General features: G+C 69.5%; 16 protein-coding genes, 1 tRNA gene and 2 riboswitches. Of the genes, 13 read left to right on the top strand and 4 right to left on the bottom strand.

Annotated features, from left to right (window positions below):
• Positions 1-225 precede the first annotated feature (225 nt).
• Both CGR01S_RS05135 and CGR01S_RS05130 read left to right on the top strand, forming a co-directional pair.
• Positions 226-2,007 (top strand): M14 family zinc carboxypeptidase, encoded by a 1,782-nt coding sequence (locus tag CGR01S_RS05135; RefSeq protein ID WP_052382500.1) that lies wholly within the window; start codon positions 226-228, stop codon positions 2,005-2,007.
• 64 nt (positions 2,008-2,071) lie between these two features.
• Positions 2,072-2,148, top strand: a tRNA-Arg gene (locus tag CGR01S_RS05130).
• Between the two features lie 75 nt (positions 2,149-2,223).
• Here the strand turns inward: CGR01S_RS05130 and CGR01S_RS05125 are convergent.
• Together CGR01S_RS05125 and CGR01S_RS05120 are read right to left on the bottom strand one after the other, a co-directional pair.
• Positions 2,224-3,909 (bottom strand): SulP family inorganic anion transporter, encoded by a 1,686-nt coding sequence (locus CGR01S_RS05125; protein WP_042423499.1) that lies wholly within the window; start codon positions 3,907-3,909, stop codon positions 2,224-2,226.
• A 41-nt stretch (positions 3,910-3,950) separates the two neighbouring features.
• The gene (locus CGR01S_RS05120) at positions 3,951-4,412 is read right to left on the bottom strand and encodes an Lrp/AsnC family transcriptional regulator (RefSeq protein ID WP_042423169.1); all 462 of its coding nucleotides are present in this window, start codon (positions 4,410-4,412) and stop codon (positions 3,951-3,953) included.
• 325 nt (positions 4,413-4,737) lie between these two features.
• Between CGR01S_RS05120 and CGR01S_RS05115 the strand changes: the two genes are divergently transcribed.
• From CGR01S_RS05115 to CGR01S_RS05105, 3 genes are all read left to right on the top strand, one after another.
• The gene (locus CGR01S_RS05115; RefSeq protein WP_042423166.1) at positions 4,738-5,709 is read left to right on the top strand and encodes a TRAP transporter substrate-binding protein; all 972 of its coding nucleotides are present in this window, start codon (positions 4,738-4,740) and stop codon (positions 5,707-5,709) included.
• 83 nt (positions 5,710-5,792) lie between these two features.
• Positions 5,793-6,287, top strand: coding sequence for a TRAP transporter small permease (locus CGR01S_RS05110; RefSeq protein ID WP_042423164.1), 495 nt, complete (start codon positions 5,793-5,795; stop codon positions 6,285-6,287).
• Entirely contained in the window at positions 6,284-7,561 is a 1,278-nt protein-coding gene (locus tag CGR01S_RS05105; RefSeq protein ID WP_042423162.1) for a TRAP transporter large permease, read from the top strand. The genes CGR01S_RS05110 and CGR01S_RS05105 overlap by 4 nt, the downstream gene beginning before the upstream one ends.
• A 6-nt stretch (positions 7,562-7,567) precedes the next feature.
• Here CGR01S_RS05105 and CGR01S_RS05100 read toward each other — a convergent pair whose 3' ends face one another.
• A complete protein-coding gene (locus CGR01S_RS05100) occupies positions 7,568-8,629 on the bottom strand; it encodes an MBL fold metallo-hydrolase (protein ID WP_042423497.1) in 1,062 nt (353 codons plus the stop codon).
• 64 nt (positions 8,630-8,693) lie between these two features.
• A riboswitch (glycine riboswitch) is annotated at positions 8,694-8,785 on the top strand.
• 18 nt (positions 8,786-8,803) lie between these two features.
• Positions 8,804-8,905, top strand: a riboswitch (glycine riboswitch).
• A 59-nt stretch (positions 8,906-8,964) separates the two neighbouring features.
• Between CGR01S_RS05100 and gcvT the strand changes: the two genes are divergently transcribed.
• The 8 genes from gcvT (at position 8,965) to CGR01S_RS05060 (ending at position 18,453) form a co-directional block, all read left to right on the top strand.
• A complete protein-coding gene (gene gcvT / locus CGR01S_RS05095) occupies positions 8,965-10,101 on the top strand; it encodes a glycine cleavage system aminomethyltransferase GcvT (RefSeq protein ID WP_042423160.1) in 1,137 nt (378 codons plus the stop codon).
• A gap of 92 nt (positions 10,102-10,193) precedes the next feature.
• On the top strand, positions 10,194-10,568 hold the full coding sequence (gcvH, locus tag CGR01S_RS05090) for a glycine cleavage system protein GcvH (protein WP_042423158.1): 375 nt from the start codon (positions 10,194-10,196) through the stop codon (positions 10,566-10,568).
• A gap of 130 nt (positions 10,569-10,698) precedes the next feature.
• On the top strand, positions 10,699-13,593 hold the full coding sequence (gene gcvP / locus CGR01S_RS05085) for an aminomethyl-transferring glycine dehydrogenase (RefSeq protein ID WP_042423156.1): 2,895 nt from the start codon (positions 10,699-10,701) through the stop codon (positions 13,591-13,593).
• Positions 13,594-13,631: 38 nt separating this feature from the next.
• Positions 13,632-14,105 (top strand): BON domain-containing protein, encoded by a 474-nt coding sequence (locus CGR01S_RS05080; protein WP_042423154.1) that lies wholly within the window; start codon positions 13,632-13,634, stop codon positions 14,103-14,105.
• 46 nt (positions 14,106-14,151) lie between these two features.
• Positions 14,152-16,305, top strand: coding sequence for a PAS domain-containing hybrid sensor histidine kinase/response regulator (locus CGR01S_RS05075; protein ID WP_042423151.1), 2,154 nt, complete (start codon positions 14,152-14,154; stop codon positions 16,303-16,305).
• Complete coding sequence (locus tag CGR01S_RS05070) at positions 16,292-16,975, top strand: RluA family pseudouridine synthase (RefSeq protein ID WP_042423148.1); 684 nt, start codon at positions 16,292-16,294, stop codon at positions 16,973-16,975. The genes CGR01S_RS05075 and CGR01S_RS05070 overlap by 14 nt, the downstream gene beginning before the upstream one ends.
• Positions 16,972-17,736: an SDR family NAD(P)-dependent oxidoreductase gene (locus CGR01S_RS05065; RefSeq protein ID WP_042423145.1), complete on the top strand. Its 765-nt coding sequence runs from the start codon at positions 16,972-16,974 to the stop codon at positions 17,734-17,736. The genes CGR01S_RS05070 and CGR01S_RS05065 overlap by 4 nt, the downstream gene beginning before the upstream one ends.
• 207 nt (positions 17,737-17,943) lie before the next feature.
• Positions 17,944-18,453 (top strand): bacteriohemerythrin, encoded by a 510-nt coding sequence (locus tag CGR01S_RS05060; RefSeq protein ID WP_042423142.1) that lies wholly within the window; start codon positions 17,944-17,946, stop codon positions 18,451-18,453.
• A gap of 99 nt (positions 18,454-18,552) precedes the next feature.
• On the opposite strand, the gene CGR01S_RS05055 is transcribed toward CGR01S_RS05060, so the two are convergent.
• Positions 18,553-18,990 carry a universal stress protein gene (locus tag CGR01S_RS05055; RefSeq protein ID WP_042423139.1) on the bottom strand — a complete coding sequence of 146 codons (438 nt, stop codon included), beginning with the start codon at positions 18,988-18,990 and terminating at the stop codon, positions 18,553-18,555.
• Positions 18,991-19,202: the final 212 nt, after the last annotated feature.

Here is a 19,202-nt window from a genome sequence, read left to right as displayed (position 1 = left end):
ACTCCACACAAAAAGATAGTAACTTATTACTATCATAACGACGAACCCGTGAATCGCCTAGCCATCCAGATAAAACCCGGGCACCAGCAGGGGTACGGCTACAGCGCAACAACGGGCATGCACGCCGCCGCGCGCCTGCATGCAGAGCGCTCTCCAAGGTAATATCCCGCCCACTTTGGCCTGTGCGCTGCGCAGCCCGTGGCCCCACCGACCCACCGCATCACCATGCCCTCCTCCGCTCTCACACCCCGTGCCCATGTCCGTGCACCCGCGCGCGGGGCATTCCTGGCGCGCGCCGCGCTGCCCGCCGTGCTGGGCAGCCTGCTATTGACCGCGTGCGGCAGCACACCGCTGCCCCCTTGGCCGGACCGCGGAGCGCCGGGCAGCCCACCGCCCGTGCGCACCATCCCGCCGCCGGGCCGCGCGGCGCAGCCCGGCACGGTGGTACCCGCACCGCTGGCGCGCGCGCCCGAGGCCGCGCGCACCGCTCCCATAGGGCGCCTGGCCCCGCAAGCGGGCACCCTGCCCGAGTTGCCCTTTGGTCCCGCAGTGGCGGCGCGCTTTCCCGATCCGGCCATCCTGTACCACACGCCGGGCCTGCAGACCGAGCGGCGTGCCTTCACCACCAATGCGGAAATCGGCCAGTGGCTGGAGCGCCTGGCCCAACAGCCGGCCCCCAGGCAAACCCGGGCCGAACTGCTGGCGCTCGGGCCCTCGCAGCGCGGCGCGCCCATTCACGCACTGGTGCTGACGCAGGCACAAGGCACCCAGCCGCAGGCCCTGGCCGACAGCAAGCGCCTCACGGTGCTCCTGGTCGGCCAGCAGCACGGCAACGCGCCCGCCGCCAGCGAGGCCCTCCTCGTCGTGGCCCAGGAGCTGGCGCAAGGCCTGCTGGCACCGCTGCTCGAGCGCATCAACGTCATCGTGGTGCCGCGCGCCAACCCCGATGGCGCCGAGGTGGACGTCCCGGCCACGCGCGACGGCACCGACATGGCGCACGACCACCTCTTGCTGCACACGCCCGAGGCGCGCGCGCTGGCCCGGCTGGTGCGCGACTACCGCCCGGCGGTGGTGCTCGAAAGCGGCGAATTCCCCGCCGCAGGCGCCGTGCTGACCGAGTTTGGCGGCCTGGAGCGCCACGACGCGCACCTGCTCTACGCCACCACGGGCAATGTGCATGAATTCATCACCAAGGCTGCGCGCGAATGGTTCCACCAGCCCATGGAGCAGGACCTGCAGAAGCTCGGCCTGAGCGTGGAGTGGGCGCACCACCCCGCGGGCCGTCCGGGCGAACGCCGCATGGCCATGGACGGCGTGCACCCCGACAGCCTGCGCAACCTGCAGGGCCTCAAGAACGCCGTGGGCCTGAGCGTGGCCAGCCGCGGCGTGGGCCTGGGGCGCACGCATATCCAGCGCCGCGTGCACACCCAGGTCAACGCCATCGCCAGTGCACTGCGCAGCACGGCCGAACGCGCTGCACCGCTCGAGCAGGTGCGCTCCTTCGTCGAGCGCGAAACCCGCGCCCTGGCCTGCCAGGGCAAAATCGTCGTGCAAGCCGCCCCAACCCCGGAAACCCGCGACCTGACCCTGCTGAACCCCCAGACCGGTGAGGACATGGTGCTGCGCGTCGAGTGGGACAGCTCCCTGCAGTGGCGCCCGGTCCGCCAGCTTGCGCGCCCCTGCGGCTACTGGTTGGCGGCTGCAGCCCAGCCCGCCGTGGAGCGCCTGCGCCTGCACGGCCTGCAGGTGCTGCGCGTGGCCGAAGCCGGCGCCGTGCTGGCCGAGGCCAGCCCCCAGAACGGCGATGCGCGCCCGCAGCGCGCCGCCATCGACGTGCCCGCCGGTAGCTACTACGTGCCCCTGAACCAGGCCCTGGCCCCCGTGGCCGAGGCCGCGCTGGAGGCCGACACGCCGTTTGGCTACCTGGGCGCAGGGCTGGTCACCCGCACCGAAGACGTCATGCGCGTGATGGCCTCCCCCAGCCTGGTGTTCGAGGAACTCGAATAACCGCGCGCGCGGCCCGATCCGGTGCCGTGCACGGTTATGATGCGCAGCCTTGGCGCCGCCACACCTGCCCGTAGCTCAACTGGATAGAGCAATAGCCTTCTAAGCTATAGGTCGGGGGTTCGAGTCCCTCCGGGCAGGCCAGAGCCGCACCGCGGCACATCGCAAAACACCTCCCACCGCCGCCTATTCCCGGGCCTGGTCCCGGCGCTGCGGGCCTCAGATCATCGCCGCCGCCATATCCCCCGGCTCGGGATGCAGGCGCGCCAGTGCCGCCAGGGTGTCGGCTTCCGTGCGGTACAGGTGCAGGCCCGGCCCGGCGCCTGGCCAGCCGGCACGGCGCAGGGTGGTTTCCACGGGCAGCTTCAGGCCGCTGAGGTGCAGCACGATGCCGTGGGCGCGCAAATGGGCGCAGATCTTGAGGAAGGCGTCCACGCCGGTGGCGTCGATGCGGTTGATGGGCTGGGCGAACAGGCACACGTGCCGGGTGTGCGGTGCCTGGGCCAGGTGCTCCAGGATGGCGCGCTCGAAGGCCGCGGCCGCGGCGAAGTCCAGGGCGGCGTCCATGCGCAGGGCATAGGTGTCGGGCGCCAGGGCGTCCAGATGCCAGAGATGGCGGTCGCGTAAGCTGCCGTCCGGGTGCAGGCCGACCTCGATGATGCGCGGGTGCAGGCGCTGGTACAGGAAGTGGCTCAGCGCCATCAGCACGCCGGCCAGCACGCCCCAGTACAACTGGGGTGCAGCGAGCAACGTGATGGCGAACGTGGCAAGCGCGGTGACGGCCTCGACGCGCGCGATGCGCCACAGGCGCACGAAGCCGCGCGGCCTGACCAGGCCCACCACCGCCACCAGCACGATGGCCGCCAGCACCGGCTGGGGCACGTAGCGCAGCACCGGCGTGAAGACGAGCAGCGCCATGAACACGACGGCCACGGAGAAAATGGTGGCCCAGCCCGTCTGCGCGCCGGCATACAGGTTGAGCGCCGAGCGCGAGAACGAGGAGCTGGTGGGAAAGGCGCCGCTGAGGCCCGCGGCGATCTTGCCCAGGCCCTGGCCGATCAGGTCCTGGTTCTGGTCCCAGCGGCGGCCCTGGGCCTCGCTGTCCACCTTGGCGCTGGAGGCGGTCTCCAGAAAGCTCACCAGCGTGAGCACCAGCGTGGGCAGCACCAACTGGCCCAGGGTTTCCAACCCGGGCCAGCGCGGCCAGTACAGGGCCGGCAGGCCCGCCGGTACGGGGCCCACGACCTGGCCGCCGCCCGCTTCGTAGCCTGTGGCCCATGAAAGGCCGGCGCTGGCCAGCACGACGACCAGCACCGAGGGAAACGCGGGCCGCCAGCGCTGCGCCAGGTACAGCAGCACCAGGCTGCCGAGCCCGAACGCCAGCGACGGGCCGTGGACGCGGGGCGCCGCCCACCAGTCCGCCCAGGAGGCGCCCACGCCGAGCAGGCCCTTGAGCTGCGAGCCGATGATGAGCAGCGCCGCTGCCTGGGTGAAGGCCATGAGCACCGGCGAGTTGACCAGGTTGAGCAGCCAGCCGAAGCGCATGAAGCCCAGAGCGATCTGCAGCAGGCCGGACAGCAGGGCCAGCCACACGGCCAGCGCAATCCATTGCGGCGAGCCGGGCTGGGCCAGCGGGCTCAGGCCCGAGGCGATGAGCAGGCAACTGAGCGCCGTGGGACCGACCGACAGGCGCACCGACGCGCTGAACAGCACGGCCACCAGCGCGGGCAGCATGGAGGCATAAATGCCCGTGACCAGCGGCATGCCGGCCAGCGCCGCGTAGGCGACGCCCTGGGGGATGACCATGAGGCCCACGGTCAGCCCGGCCAGGGCTTCGCCGCGCAGCAGCGCACGGTCCGGGCGCGGCCAGGCGAGAAAAGGGAATAAGGCGGTCTTGCGGATCACCGGGGGATTGTCCTGCGGCGCGGGGGAGCCGTGGTGCGCCACTATGCGCCCGCGCCCAGCGGCAGGTCGGCCTTTTTGAGCGTGCGCAGCACGAAGCTGGAGCGGCTGTGGCGTATACCCTTGATCTTATAGAGCTTCTCGCGCAGCAGGCGCTCATAGTCGCGCGTGTCCTTGACGACCACGCGCAGCAGGTAGTCGTAGTCGCCCGAGACGAGGTGGGCCTCCACCACCTCGGGGATGGTGGCCAGCACTTCGCCGAATTTCTCCAGCGTGTTGTCGGAGTGGCTGTCCAGCGTGACCATGACGAGCACGGTATCGCCCAGACCCAGGGCCAGGGGGTTCAGGCGCACGGTATAGCCCTCGATGACACCGGCCTCCTCCATCTTCTTGATGCGGCCCCAGCAAGGCGAGGGGCTCAGCCCCACGGCGGCGCCGATCTCCTGCAGGCTGGCGCGGGCATTGGCCTGCAGGACGGAGAGGATTTTTCTGTCAAGGCGGTCCATGTGCCGGATTATTCATGAATTCTTCTTTTTGCAGAAAATCTTTCTATAAAGATCTAATTTCAAAAGAAGTTCAGCAAATTCATCTGCCACCCGCGGGCCATACTTCTCCCCACAAGGCGCTCTTACCGGAGCGTGCGGCATGGGCGAGCCCCCACCCGGTTACCGCTGGGTGGGGGGTTGGCCAGGACGGCGGCCGGGGCATTTCACGCCCCCCGTTCAAAATATTCATGAAATTTTCCTCTTTGCTCGGCAAAACCCGGATGCAGCGCAGGCGGCGTCGTCTCCATAATGGCCCGTCCGCATTCGCACCATTGCAGGAGACACCATGCATCTGACCAAACTCGCCCTGGGCCTGGGGCTCGCGCTGGGCATTTCCTTCGCCGCTTCGGCGCAGACCACCATGCGCATCAGCATCGCCACGGCGCAGGCCTCGCACCAGGGCGTGGCCATAGACGTCTTTGCCAAGGAGGTCGAGAAGCGCACGGGCGGGCGTTACCGCATCCAGACGTTCTACAACGGCGCCCTGGGCGGTGAACGCGAGGCCATCGAGGCCGTGCAACTGGGCACGCAGGAGCTGGTGTTCACCTCCTCGGGCCCCATTCCCAATTTCGTTCCCGAGACCAAGATCATCGACATCCCCTTCCTGTTCCGCGACAAGGCCCATGCACGTGCCGTGCTCGACGGCCCCATCGGCCAGGAGCTGATGACCAAGTTCGACGGCAAGGGCATCAAGGCCCTGGCCTGGGCGGAAAACGGCTTCCGCCACATGACGAACAGCAAGCGCGACGTGCGCGCGCCCGAGGACCTCAAGGGCCTGAAGATGCGCACCATGGAGAACCCCATCCACATCGCCGCCTACAAGGGCTTTGGCATCATTACCACGCCCATGGCCTTCCCCGAGGTGTTCACTGCGCTGCAGCAGGGCACGGTGGACGGGCAGGAGAACCCGCTGTCGGTGATCATCTCGGCCAAGTTCGACCAGGTGCAAAAGCACCTCTCGCTCACCGGCCATGTGTACTCGCCCTGCATCTTCCTGATGAACAAGGGGGTGTTCGACAAGCTCCCGGCCGCCGACAAGCAGGCCTTTCTGGAGGCTGCCAAGGAAGGCGCCCGGGCCAACCGCGCCAAGGTGGACGAGGACGACGCCAAGGGCGTGGCCGATCTGCGCGCCAAGGGCATGACGGTGATCGACGACCTGGACAAGTCCCGCTTCGTCGCCGCGCTGGCGCCGGTGAATGCGCAGTTCGAGAAAGAGTTCGGCAAGGCCAACCTCGACAAGATCCGCAACTACAAGTGAAGCTACGGTTTTTGTAGCTGCTACCGCCCGTGGAGCTTGCCCTGCGGGCGTTTTTTTATGCTAATGATGATCGTGGGCTGCGCATGAAATCCTTTGTCCTTACCTGCGAGCGCTGGAGTTCCGGCCTGGCCCTGGCGGGGGCCTGCGCCATGCTGGCGCTGGCCTCCAGCCTGGGCATGTTCCAGATCCTGATGCGCTTCGTCTTTGAAGAGCCGGCCGAGTGGACGGAGGTGCTGATCCGCTTCAGCCTGATCTGGATGGTGTTCCTCGCCATCCCGGTGGCCTTCCGCCAGGGCGCCATGGTCAGCGTGGACGTGCTCTACCGCTGGAGCCCGCCGGCACTGCGCCGCGTGCTCGACGCGGTGGTCTGCCTCGCCTCGCTCACGCTCATGGGCGTGCTGATCTGGTGGGGCTGGGACTACGCGCGCCGCGGCGGCGTGCAGACCATGGCGGGGCTGGAGTCGCTCTCCATGTTCTGGGCCTACCTGGCCATTCCCGTGGGCGGCGTGTTCAGCATTCCGGGCATCATCGGCAACCTGCTCGACCCGCGCCGCGAAGAGCTGGAGACGGCGCAATGAGCACGGTGATGATTCTCACGATGGCGCTGTGCTTTGCGCTGTCGATCTCGGTGGCCGTGTCCATCGGGCTGGCCTCCATCCTGGGCATCCAGGTGGCCAACGCCAACATGCTGCTCTCGGTGAAGGAGATGTTCGGCGCGATCAACAAGTTTCCGCTCGCGGCGATTCCGTTCTTCATCCTCGCGGGCAACCTGATGGAGACGGGCGGCATCTCGCGCCGCCTGGTCGATTTCGCCAAGAGCATCGTCGGCGGCGTGCAGGGCGGCCTGCCCATGACCTGCGTGCTCACCTGCATGATTTTTGCCGCGGTGTCGGGCTCCTCGGTGGCCACCACCTTCGCCATCGGCGCCATCCTGATCCCGGCGCTCATCAAGCACGGCTACCCCACCAGCTACGCCGCGGCCCTGCAGGCCACGAGCGCGGAGCTGGGGGTGATCATTCCGCCCTCCATCCCCATGATCCTCTACGGCGTGAGCGCCGAGGTCTCCATCGGCGAACTGTTCATCGCGGGCTTCGGCCCCGGCCTGCTGATCAGCGGGGCGCTGATGCTGTTCGTGTGGGGCTATTGCAAGTACAAGGGCTGGGGCAAGAACGACGGCGACGGGCGCATGCCCTTCGGCCGCGCGCTGTGGCAGGCGGGCTGGGCGCTGCTCATGCCCGTGATCATCCTGGGCGGCATCTATGGCGGCGTGTTCACGCCCACCGAGGCCTCGGCCGTCGCGGTGTTCTACGCGCTGGTGGTGGGCATGCTGATCTACCGCGAGATCGGTGTGGTGGACCTGCTGGCCGTGCTGCGCAAGTCGGCGGTGTCGTCCGCGGTGATCATGTTCATCATCGCCAACGCAGGGCTGTTCGCCTTTCTCATCACGCGCGCCGGGGTGCCCGACGCCATCGGCCGCTGGCTCGAACAGGTGCTGCAGACGCCCGCCCTCTTCCTGCTGGGCGTGAACCTGGCGCTGTTCGTCATCGGCATGTTCATCGAGACCAGCGCCGCCATCATCGTGCTGGGCCCCATCCTGGCGCCGGTGGCGCAGCACTTCGGCATCGACCCGGTGCACTTCGGCCTGATCATGGTGGTCAACCTGGCGCTGGGCATGATCACCCCGCCCTTCGGCGTGAACCTGTTTGCCGCCTGCACGGTCGCGCGCATCTCGCTCGACCGCATCGTGGCCCACCTGCTGCCTTTCGTGGGCGTGATCCTCGCCTGCCTGATGGTCATCACCTACGTGCCGCAGCTCTCGCTGTTCCTGCGCGACCTGGTGTTTGCCCGATAGCCGCGCTCAGGCCCTGCGGTACCAGGTGCAGCCGTCCTCCCCCAGGGCGGCGCGGGCCTCGCCGCTGGCCACCAGGTAGTTGAGGTGGGCCAGGCTCTCGCCCGTGGCCATGCTCATGAGCTGGTGGTCGGCGGTGATGGGGCGGGCAAACAGCGCGCCATACACATCGACGGCGCGCCGCGGCTGCGCCAAGGCCTGGCGCAGCCGCTCCAGGGCCTGGTGCTGGCTGCCCCGCAGCGCGGCAATGCGCTGGTGCAGGCCGCGAAACGGCTCGTTGTGCGAGGGCAGCACCAGCACGCCGGCGGGCACTTCGCGCTCAAGCTTGTCCAGCGAGGCGAGCCAGTCGGCCAGCGGGTTGGCGTCCGGCTCGGCGGGGAACACCGACACATTGGACGAGATGCCGGGCAGCACCTGGTCTCCCGAAATCAGCAATTGCAGCGCCGGGCAGTACAGGCAGGCGTGCTCGGGCGAATGGCCGTTGCCCATCACCACGCGCCAGGTGTGCGCGCCTATCGTGATCTCCTCGCCGTCGCGCAGGCGCCGGAAGCTGTCGGGCAGGGCGTACACCATCTTGCCGAAGCCGCCAAAGCGGGCGCGGTAGGTCTCCAGGGCCTCCTCGTCCCAGCCGGCACGGCGGTAGAAGGCAATGGCGTCGTCCGGCGCCTCGCGCCCGGTGTCGGCCCCCAGGGCGCGGCAGCTCAGGTATTCGAGCCGGCTGATCCACAGGCGGCAGCCGAACTTGCGCGTGAGCCAGCCGGCCATGCCGATGTGGTCCGGGTGCATGTGGGTGACGAACACGCGCGTCACCGGCCCCGGCAGCGCACCGGCGAACAACTGCTGCCAGGCGGCCGCCGTGTCGGGCGCGCCGATGCCGGTGTCCACCAGCGCCCAGCCGTCGCCGTCGCGCAGCGCCCACAGGTTGATGTGGTTGAGCGCGAACGGCAGGGGCATGCGTATCCACCACACGCCGGGGGCGACCTCCTTGGCGCTGCCCGTGTGCGGTGCCGGGCCGCAGGGAAATTCCAGGCCCCGCGCTCCGGCGGGGGTGTCGCTGCTGGTGTCTGCCATGGTGCTGCTGCTGCTCAAAAGGGGATCGCAGCTTAGCGCAATGGCGTGCGGCGGGGGGTAGAATGCGCGACAGTCAGGAGAGAGCCCGCGCGCACGCCGCGGGCCGCCGAAGGCGCAGGCTGCTTGCCAAACGCTCAGGCAAAAGGACTGGCAGCCCGCCCGCAGCGATGCGGGCGTTTCCTTGCTGGAGAGAGGCGCCCGCCGGGCGCCCACCGAAGGAGCAAGCCCCGCCACCGTGGGGTGAATCTCTCAGGTAAAGAGGACAGCAGGGCAGATTCCGTGGCCACGCCCTTCCTGCGGGTGGCCACGGTCCGCATTTGCCCTGGAGAACCGCCATGTCCGCCCCTGCCCCCACCCCCTTGCTGACCACGCCCCTCAACGCCCTGCACCTGGAGCTGGGCGCCCGCATGGTGCCCTTTGCGGGCTACTCCATGCCCGTGCAATACCCCGCCGGCCTGATGGCCGAGCACCTGCACACGCGCGCACAGGCCGGGCTGTTCGACGTCTCGCACATGGGCCAGTTGCGCCTGGTCGGCCCGCAGGCCGCCGCCGCCTTCGAGACGCTGATGCCCGTGGACGTGATCGACCTGCCCGTGGGCAAGCAGCGCTACGGCCTGCTGCTCAACGACGCAGGCGGCATCATCGACGACCTGATGTTCTTCCGCGTGGCGCAGGACGAGCTGTTCGTCATCGTCAACGGCGCCTGCAAGGCGGGCGACATCGCCCACATCCAGCAGCACATCGGCCAGCGCTGCCAGGTGCTGCCCCTGCCGGAGCAGGGCCTGCTGGCGCTGCAGGGCCCGCAGGCGGCCGCGGCGCTGGCGCGCCTGGTGCCCGGCGTGGAGCAGCTCGTGTTCATGAGCGGCGGCCACTTCGACTGGAACGGCTGCACCCTGTTCATCACGCGCAGCGGCTATACCGGCGAGGACGGCTTCGAGATCTCCGTGCCCGGCGCCCACACCGAGGCCCTGGCCCGCGCCCTGCTGGCCCAGCCGGAGGTCCAACCCATCGGCCTGGGCGCGCGCAACTCGCTGCGCCTGGAGGCCGGCCTGTGCCTCTACGGCAACGACATCGACAGCACCACCACCCCGCCCGAGGCGGCCCTGAACTGGGCCATCCAGAAGGTGCGCCGCACGGGCGGCGCGCGCGCCGGGGGCTTCCCGGGGGCGGACAAGGTGCTCGCACAGATCGACCAGCCCGCGCTGCTGGCGCGCAAGCGCGTGGGCCTGGTGGCGCTCGAGCGCGTGCCGGTGCGCGAGCACACCGCCCTGCACAGCCTCGACGGTCAGCCGGTGGGCGAAGTCACCAGCGGCCTGCTGGGCCCCAGCGTGGACAAGCCCATTGCCCTGGGCTACCTGCCCCCGGCGCTGGCGGCGGTGGGCACGCGCGTCAACGCCCTGGTGCGCGGCAAGCCCGTGCCCATGGAGGTGGCGGCCACGCCCTTCCTGCCCCCGCGCTACCACCGCGGCTGAGGCAAAGCCCCTGTTCCCCAGGACGGCCGGGGCGGCTACAGTGCGCCTTCGGCCTCTCTCGCAAACTTTCTCTTCTTTTCTGGAGCCTTCCTATGAGCATCAAGTATTCCAAGGACCATGAGTGGGTCAACGCCGCCGACGCCAGCGCGGCCGTGGTGGGCATCACCGTGCACGCGCAGGATGCGCTGGGCGACGTGGTCTTCGTGGACCTGCCCGAGGTGGGCAAGAGCTTTGCCCAGGGCGACGTGGCCGGCGTGGTCGAGTCGGTCAAGGCCGCCGCCGACGTGTACATGCCCGTCACGGGCGAGGTCGTGGAGGTCAACGAGCAGTTGCGCGCCGACCCCTCTCTCGCCAACAGCGACCCGCTGGGCGCGGGCTGGTTCTTCAAGGTCAAGCTGGCCAACCCGGCCGAGCTCGACGCCCTGATGGACGAGACGGCCTACGGCAGCTTTGCCGCCAGCGCCTGAACTGCACTGCTCTTAAAACAATAGCTGCTCACGCTTTCTCAAAGGAACTTTCAGGATAAAAACTACCTGAAACCCTTTCAGAACAAGCGCCAGCAGCTTCTTTTTTCATAGCTTCCCCGAGATTGGCCCCATGAACGCGCCTGCCGCCCCGTCCCTGTCCGCGCTGGAAAACGCGGCCGAATTCCTGCCCCGCCACATCGGCATAGCCGCCGCCGACGAGGCGCACATGCTCAGCGTGATCGGCGAGGCCTCGCGCCGCGCGCTCATCGACTCCATCGTGCCGCGCTCCATCGCCCGCAGCCGCGGCATGGACCTGCCCGCCCCCGCCACCGAGGCGCAGGCGCTGGCCGAGCTCAAGGCCATCGCGGGCCAGAACCGCCTGCTCAAGAACTACATCGGCCAGGGCTACTACGGCACGCACACGCCAGGCGTGATCCTGCGCAACGTGCTGGAGAACCCCGCCTGGTACACGGCCTACACGCCCTACCAGGCCGAAATCTCGCAGGGCCGCATGGAAGCCCTGGTCAACTTCCAGACCATGGTGTGCGACCTCACGGCCATGCCCATGGCCAACGCCTCCATGCTCGACGAAGCCACTGCCGCCGCCGAGGCCATGACGCTGGCCAAGCGCTCGGTCCGGGCCAAGGGCAATGTGTTCATCGTCAGCGGCGACTGCCACCCGCAGACCATCGAGGTCATCCAGACGCGCGCCGCGCCGCTGGGCCTCACCGTCAAGGTCATCCGCTCCAGCGACGAATGGATGGCCGCCATCGGCCAGGACGACTACTTCGCCGCCCTCAACCAGTACCCCGGCTCCAGCGGCTGGCTGGCCGACTGGCAGCTGAGCGCCGACCTCATCCACGCCAAGGGCGCCGCCTTCATCCTGGCGGCCGACCTGCTGGCCCTCACCCTGCTCAAGGCCCCGGGCGAGATGGGCGCCGACATCGTCGTCGGCACCACGCAGCGCTTTGGCATGCCCATGGGCGCGGGCGGCCCGCACGCCGCCTTCATGGCCTGCCGTGACGAGTACAAGCGCAGCCTGCCCGGCCGCCTGGTGGGCGTGAGCGTGGACGTGCACGGCCAGCCCGCCTACCGCCTGGCGCTGCAGACGCGCGAGCAGCACATCCGCCGCGAAAAAGCCACCTCCAACATCTGCACGGCGCAGGTGCTGCCCGCCGTCATCGCCAGCATGTACGCCGTGTACCACGGCCCCGAGGGCCTCACGCGCATTGCCCAGCGCGTGGCGCGCCTCACGGCCATCCTGGCCGCGGGCCTCAAGCAGATGGGCCTGGCGCCGCTGCACGCCACCGCCTTCGACACCCTCACCGTGGACCTGGGCAGTGCCGCCGCCGCCCGCGCCGTGCTGCAGCGCGCGCTGGACGCCGGCATCAACCTGCGCCTGCTGCGCGGCCAGTGCGTGGGCGTGTCGCTGGACGAAACCACCACGCGTGCCGACCTGGCGCTGCTGTGGCAGGCCTTTGCCCCGCAAGCCGCCCAGCCCAGCGTGGAGCAGCTCGACGCCAGCGCCACCAGCCTCATCCCGGCCAGCCTGGCGCGCACGAGCCGCTTCCTCACGCACCCGGTGTTCAACACGCACCACTCCGAGACGGCCATGCTGCGCTACATCCGCCAGCTCTCCGACAAGGACCTGGCGCTGGACCGCAGCATGATCCCGCTGGGCTCGTGCACCATGAAGCTCAACGCCACCAGCGAGATGATCCCCATCACCTGGCCCGAGTTCGCCCAGGTGCACCCCTTCGCCCCGGCTGAACAATTGCAGGGCTACCGCCAATTGGATGAGCAACTGCGCGCCTGGCTGTGCCAGGCCACGGGCTACGCGGGCGTGAGCCTGCAGCCCAACGCCGGCAGCCAGGGCGAATACGCGGGCCTGCTGGCCATCAAGGCCTACCACGCCGCACAGGGCCAGGGGCACCGCAACATCTGCCTCATCCCCAGCAGCGCGCACGGCACCAACCCCGCCAGTGCGCAGATGGTGGGCATGCAGGTCGTCGTCACCAAGTGCGACGAGAACGGCAACGTGGACATGGCCGACCTGCAAGCCAAGTGCGAGCAGCACAGCCAGAACCTCGCCTGCGTGATGATCACCTACCCCAGCACGCACGGCGTGTTCGAGACCCAGGTGAAGGAGCTGTGCGAACTGGTGCACCGCCATGGCGGGCGCGTGTACGTGGACGGCGCCAACATGAACGCCCTGGTCGGCGTGGCCGCGCCCGGCGAGTTCGGCGGCGACGTGAGCCACCTGAACCTGCACAAGACCTTCTGCATCCCGCACGGCGGCGGCGGCCCCGGCGTGGGCCCGGTGTGCGTGGTGCAAGACCTGGTGCCCTACCTGCCCGGCCACGCCACGGCGGGCGTAGCCGGCGGCACGGGCGCCGTGAGCGCCGCGCCCCTGGGCAACGCCGCCGTGCTGCCCATCTCGTGGATGTACATCCGCATGATGGGCGCCGAGGGCCTCACGGCCGCCACCGAGGCCGCCATCCTCAGCGCCAACTACATCAGCGCGCGCCTCAAGGACCACTACCCCACGCTCTACGCATCGGCCAACGGCCACGTGGCGCACGAGTGCATCCTGGACCTGCGCCAGCTCAAGGACAGCAGCGGCGTGATGGCCGAGGACGTGGCCAAGCGCCTGATCGACTACGGCTTCCATGCACCCACGCTGAGCTTCCCCGTGGCCAACACGCTCATGGTGGAGCCCACGGAAAGTGAAGACCTGGCCGAGATCGACCGTTTCATCGCCGCGATGATCGCCATCCGCGAGGAAATCCGGAACATCGAGAACGGCACCTGGCCGCAGGACGACAACCCCCTGAAGAACGCCCCGCACACGGCCGAGAGCCTGCTCGCCGCCGACTGGAAGCACCCCTACGCGCGCGAGGTCGCCGCCTACCCCGTGGCCAGCCTGCGCAAATCCAAGTACTGGGCCCCCGTGGGCCGCGTGGACAACGTCTACGGCGACCGCAACCTGTTCTGCTCCTGCGTGCCCGTGGACGCCGCAGACTGAGCGCGTACGCCATCCACCGCGCCCGGAGGGCCATCGTCATGCCGCAACCATGGTGGGCTGCCCTGGCCTGGCTGGCACTGGCCCCGGCCCTGGCCGGGCCGGTGCCGGGCAATGCCTTCGACGACCCGTTTGGCCAGGTCACCGCGGGCATGGCGGACTGCCCCGTGCCCAGCGGCCCGGTGTACAGCGCCGAAGAGGCACGCCAGCAGGCCCACGGGCGTGCCGAGCGCGGCACGAGCTGCTACCGCTCGGGGCGCTGCCGCCTGCCCAATGCCTACCTCTACGACCGCGAGATCTACCCGCGAGTCGTGCGCTTCATCCAGCAGGACGGGCGCTTTGCCGACACCAGCGTGTGGATCACGGTGCAGCGGCGCTGGGTGCTCATCGAGGGCTGCGTGCGCAGCCGCGCGCAAGGCCTGGCGCTGGAGCAGGCCGTGCGCCAGGTGGACGATGTCGAATCCGTGATCGGCCAGTGGTCGGTGGGCGCCCCCGGCATGCCCGCGCAACCCTAGGCGGGGCGTACACTGTCAGGCCCGAGCCGCGCCGCCACCCGCCGCCATGAGCCGCCCCGACCTGTCCGCCCTCTTCCAGGCCGCCCCACCCGATGGAGCGCCCGCGCCCGCGCCTGTGGCGCCACCGGCCGATGTACCGCCCGCGGCCTCCGGCGGCGAGCTGGAACGGCTGGTCAACGAGCTGCGTGCCTACCAGATGGAGCTGGAGGCGCAGAACAAGGTCCTGCAGTACAGCCAGGCCTCGGCAGAGCAGGCGTCCGAGCGTTTCGAGGCCCTGTTCGCCAGCGTGCCGCTCTCGCTCATGGTGCTGGACGAATACGACATGGTCGTGCAGGCCAACGCCATGGCGCACCGCTCGTTCCAGCCCACGGAGCAGGACCGGCCGCTCACCGCGCTCATGCCCTTCGTCTCGCCCGAGGACGGCGCGCGCGTGCGCCGCGCCTTCGAGCAGGCGCGCACGCAGGGGCAGGACATCGCCACGGAGGTGGCCTTTCGCATCGCCGAGCACGGCTGCATCACCGGCGACCTGCACATTGCCTGCATCACCCTGGGCCAGGACAGCGAGGCGCCGCAGCGCCAATACCTGTGCGCCGTGATCGACCAGGGCCCGCTGCTGGCCGAGCGCCGCGCGCTGCAGGAGCGCAACGAACAATTGCACGCCAGCGAAAAGCGCCTGGAGGCGGTCATCAACTCCGCGCTGGACGCCATCATCTGCGTGGACCAGCACCAGCGCATCACGGTCTTCAACCCCACGGCGGCGGTGCTCTTCCAGTGCAGCGCCAGCGACGCGCTGGGCAGCCGGCTCGACCGCTTTCTGCCCGGCGCCGCCGATGCCCTGGGCTTCGTGCAGCTCACCACCCAGGCCATGCTGGGCGAGATGACCGCGCGCACCGCCTCGGGCAAGGACCTGGCGGTGGAGGTGAGCGTCACCTTCGAGCGCCATGCCGACGGCGAGACCACCACCGTGTTTGCGCGCGACCTCACGAGCCGCAAGCGCGCCGAGGCGCAGCGCGCCGAACTGGAGGCGCAACTGCGCGAATCGCACAAGATGCAGGCCATGGGCACCATGGCCGGCGGCATCGCGCATGACTTCAACAACATCCTGGGCGCCATCCTCGGCAACGTGGGCCTGGCCATGGCGGACTGCGCCCCCGGCTCGGCCGCGCTGGAGAGTCTGCGCGAGATCGAAAAGGCCGGGCGGCGCGCGCGCGACCTGGTGCGCCAGATCCTGACCTTCAGCCGCAACGAGCCGCCGCGCCTGAGCGCCGTGCACCTGCCCGAGGCACTGCATGACACCGAGCGCCTGCTGCGCGTGACGCTGCCGCCGAGCATAGACCTGCACATCCACTGCGCCCCCCACCTGCCCGTGGTGCTGGCCGACCCCACGCAGGTCGAGCAGGCCCTGGTCAACCTGTGCACCAACGCCATCCATGCCATCGGCGAGGCGCGCGGCACCGTGCAGGTCGAGGCCGCGGCGGTGCGCCCGGAGCCACACCTGTGCGAGCGCCTGGGCCTGCCCGCGGGCGAGTACGTGGCCATCAGCGTGCGCGACAACGGCCCGGGCATGGACGCCGCCACCCTGCAGCGCGTGTTCGAGCCCTTCTTCACCACCAAGCGCGTGGGCCAGGGCACGGGCCTGGGCCTGGCCGTGGTGCACGGCGTGATGCGCACCCATGCGGGCGCCGTGGACGTGCAGAGCAGCCCCGGCCACGGGAGCTGCTTCACCCTGTACTTCCCGGCCGGTGGCGTGCAGCCGGCAGCGCCCGCCCCCACCGAACCCACACCCGCGCCCGCAGTGCCCGCCGCGCCGGCCCCGCGTACGGCGCAGCAGCAGCATGTGATCTACGTGGACGACGACCAGGCACTGGTCTTCCTCGTCGAGCGCCTGCTGCGCCGGCGCGGCTACCGCGTCAGCGGCTACACCGACCCGCAAGAGGCGCTGCAGGCCCTGCGCGCCGCACCGCAGGCCTGCCACCTGCTGGTGACGGACTACAACATGCCTGGCTTCTCGGGCGTGGAGGTGCTGCAGGCCGTGCGCCAGATCCGGCCCGACCTGCCCGTGGCACTGGCCTCGGGCTACGTGAGCAGCGAGATCGAGCAGGCCGCCCTCGCCGCCGGTGCGCGCGCCCTCATCCACAAGCCCAACGACGTGCAGGAGCTGTGCGACACCGTGGACCGGCTCATCCATGGCGGCCCTTGAGCCCGGCGCCGCCGGCGTGGACTGCCTGCATGCCGACGAAGACCTGCTGGTGCTGCGCAAGCCCGCGGGGCTGCTGTGCGTGCCCGGGCGCGGGCCGGACAAGCAGGACGCCCTGAGCACCCGCGCCCAGCAGCGCTGGCCCGGCGCCCTGGTGGTGCACCGCCTCGACCAGGCCACCTCCGGGCTGGTGCTCATGGCGCGCCACCTGCAGGCGCAGCGCACCCTGGGCAGCGCCTTCGCCGAGCAGCGCGTGCACAAGCGCTACCAGGCCGTGGTGCGCGGCCTGCCGCCGGCGGCCCCGGGCCAGGACGGCTGGAGCCTGATCGACCTGCCCCTGGGCGCCGACTGGCCCCGCCGCCCCATGCAAAAGGTGGACCGGGAGCACGGCAAGCCCAGCCAGACGCGCTGGCGCATCGCCCGCCACGATGCGCGGCGCGGCCTCACCTGGCTGGACCTGCAGCCGCTCACGGGCCGCACCCACCAGTTGCGCGTGCACCTGGCGGCCCTGGGCCACCCCATCCTCGGCGACGCGCTCTATGCCGACGCCGCAACACAGGCCATGGCCCCGCGCCTGCTGCTGCATGCCTGCGCCCTGGGCCTGGCCCATCCGGCCACGGGGGCCTGGGTCGAGTGGCTGTGCGCGGCAGACCTGGCTACCATTGGCCCATGACCCAAACCCACCTCACCATACTCACCGGCGGCTCGCGCGGCATGGGCCTGGCCATGGCCCAGCAACTGCTGCAGGCCGGCCATACGCTCATCAGCATCGCGCGTACTGCCCATCCCGCGCTGGTTGCATCCCCGGGGGCGCAGCTCGAACAATGGCCGCTGGACCTCGCCCAGGGCGCCGAGGCGGCGGCGCGCCTGCACGCCTGGCTGACCGCGCAGGACCCCCACCGCTACGCCAGCGCCACGCTGATCAACAACGCCGGCGTGATCCCGCGCATCGCCCCGCTGTCCCAGTGCAGCAGCGACCAGGACCTGGCAGGCCTGGCCCAGGCCCTGCGCGTGGGCCTGGAGGCTCCCATGCAGCTCACGGCCGCCTTCCTGGGCGCCACCGAGGGCTGGGACATGCCGCGCAAGGTGCTCAACATCTCGTCGGGCCTGGGCCGGCGCGCCATGGCCTCGCAGGCCGCCTACTGCGCGGCCAAGGCCGGCATGGACCATTTCACGCGCTGCCTGGCGCTGGACGAGGCGGCCAAGCCCCGCGGCGCCAAGGTGTGCTCGCTGGCCCCGGGCGTCATCGACACCGGCATGCAGACGCAGCTGCGCGGCGCGGACCCGGCGGCCTTTCCCGACGTGCAGAACTTCATCCAGCTCCAGAGCACGGGCACGCTCGCCTCCCCCGAGGCGGCCGCGGCGCGCGTGCTCGCCTGGCTGGCACGCGCGGACTTTGGCGACACGCCGGTGGCCGATGTGCGCGATGCCTGACCCGCTCGGGCATAGCTACATATTTGATAGCTGCTTGCGCTGTATTGGCGGCTTGTGAGGCCGTTTTTACCCCCCATTCCACGCAGCACCCACCTCCCGGCCCAACCCGGGCGGGGCCGCAGGAAGGTTGATGCGTGACTTGCATCAAGGCATGAGCGCGGGAAAACCAGAATACTCACATTCTTATTATGGTTATAGGAGTGTTTCATGGCCGTACTCGTGTGGGTTCCCGAACTGGATACCGGCATTGCCGAAATCGACAAGCAGCACAGGCGCATCGTTGACTACATCAACCGGCTCTATGAACTGCGCACCTCACACGACCGCGATGCCCTGGGCGAAGTCATCGAGGAGATGCTGGACTACACGGTCTCGCACTTCGTCTTTGAAGAGTCGCTGATGGAAAACGCCGGCTACATGTTCTCGGGTCCGCACAAGAAGGTGCACGAACTGTTCACCCGGCGCATGAGCGAGATGAAAGCCCGATTCGATGCCGGGGAAGACGTGGCCGTTGAATTGCACGGCATTCTGTCGCGCTGGCTGTTCAACCACATCCGCAACGAGGACCACGCCTACGTCGATTCCGCCCAAGCCTATATGCGCATGACCCAGGCGAACGATCCGCGCACCGAGAAGGAGCGCCTCAAGGCCGAGCTGCTGCAGGAGCTGGAGCAGCGGCGCGAAAAACGGGGATGGTTCGCGCGCGTCTTCGGCTAAGGACCGGAGCTGTGCCGCCGGAAACAACAACGGCTCCCCCAGGGAGCCGTTGGCGCAGGCGGCGCGCCCCAGGCCGGGGCACGCCAGCGGCTGCGGGGTTCAGTCGCGCACCACGAGCACGGGCACATGCACCGCACCCAGCACGCGCTGGGTCACGCTGCCGAGCACCAGCTTCTCGATGCCGCGGCGCCCGTGCGAGCCCATCACGATGAGGTCGGCGCCCGTGCTTTCCAGCGCGCGCGAGATGCCCTCCTGCACGGCGTGCCCCTCACCGACCACCGTCTCGGCTTCCACGCCCTCGTCATGCAGCTCCTTTTTGGCGGCATCGAGCGCTGCATTGGCCATGGCGGTGGCTGCCGTCAGGTACTGCGCCTGGCCATAGGCGAAATCGGCGCCCACGCCGGTGAAGGGATAGGGGTCGATCACGTACAGGACGGTGACCGCGCTGCCAAAGGTCTTGGCCAACCCGGCGGCCTTGGCCACGGCCTTCATCGAGGTGGGGGAACCGTCCACCGGGACCAGAATGTGCTTGAACATGCTTTTTCTCCTTTGTTGACCGACCCCGTCCGCCTGTCCATCACAGGCCCGGGCTTGCTTGTACCAGTGTAGCGCCTGGCCCATGCGCTGCAAACCTGCTGCGCGCAAACCGGGCCCCATTAGCCAACTTCATGGACGAGCACCCGCGCCACTATCGGCACCGCAGCACAAACCGGTGCACCAAAACACCTGGCGCGGTGTAGCATGTCCCC

This window comes from Comamonas granuli NBRC 101663 (assembly GCF_000739995.1).
Classification (GTDB): Bacteria; Pseudomonadota; Gammaproteobacteria; order Burkholderiales; family Burkholderiaceae_C; genus Simplicispira; species Simplicispira granuli.
Note: the sequence above shows the minus strand (reverse complement) of the source record. Positions and strands in the feature narration are given on the sequence as shown.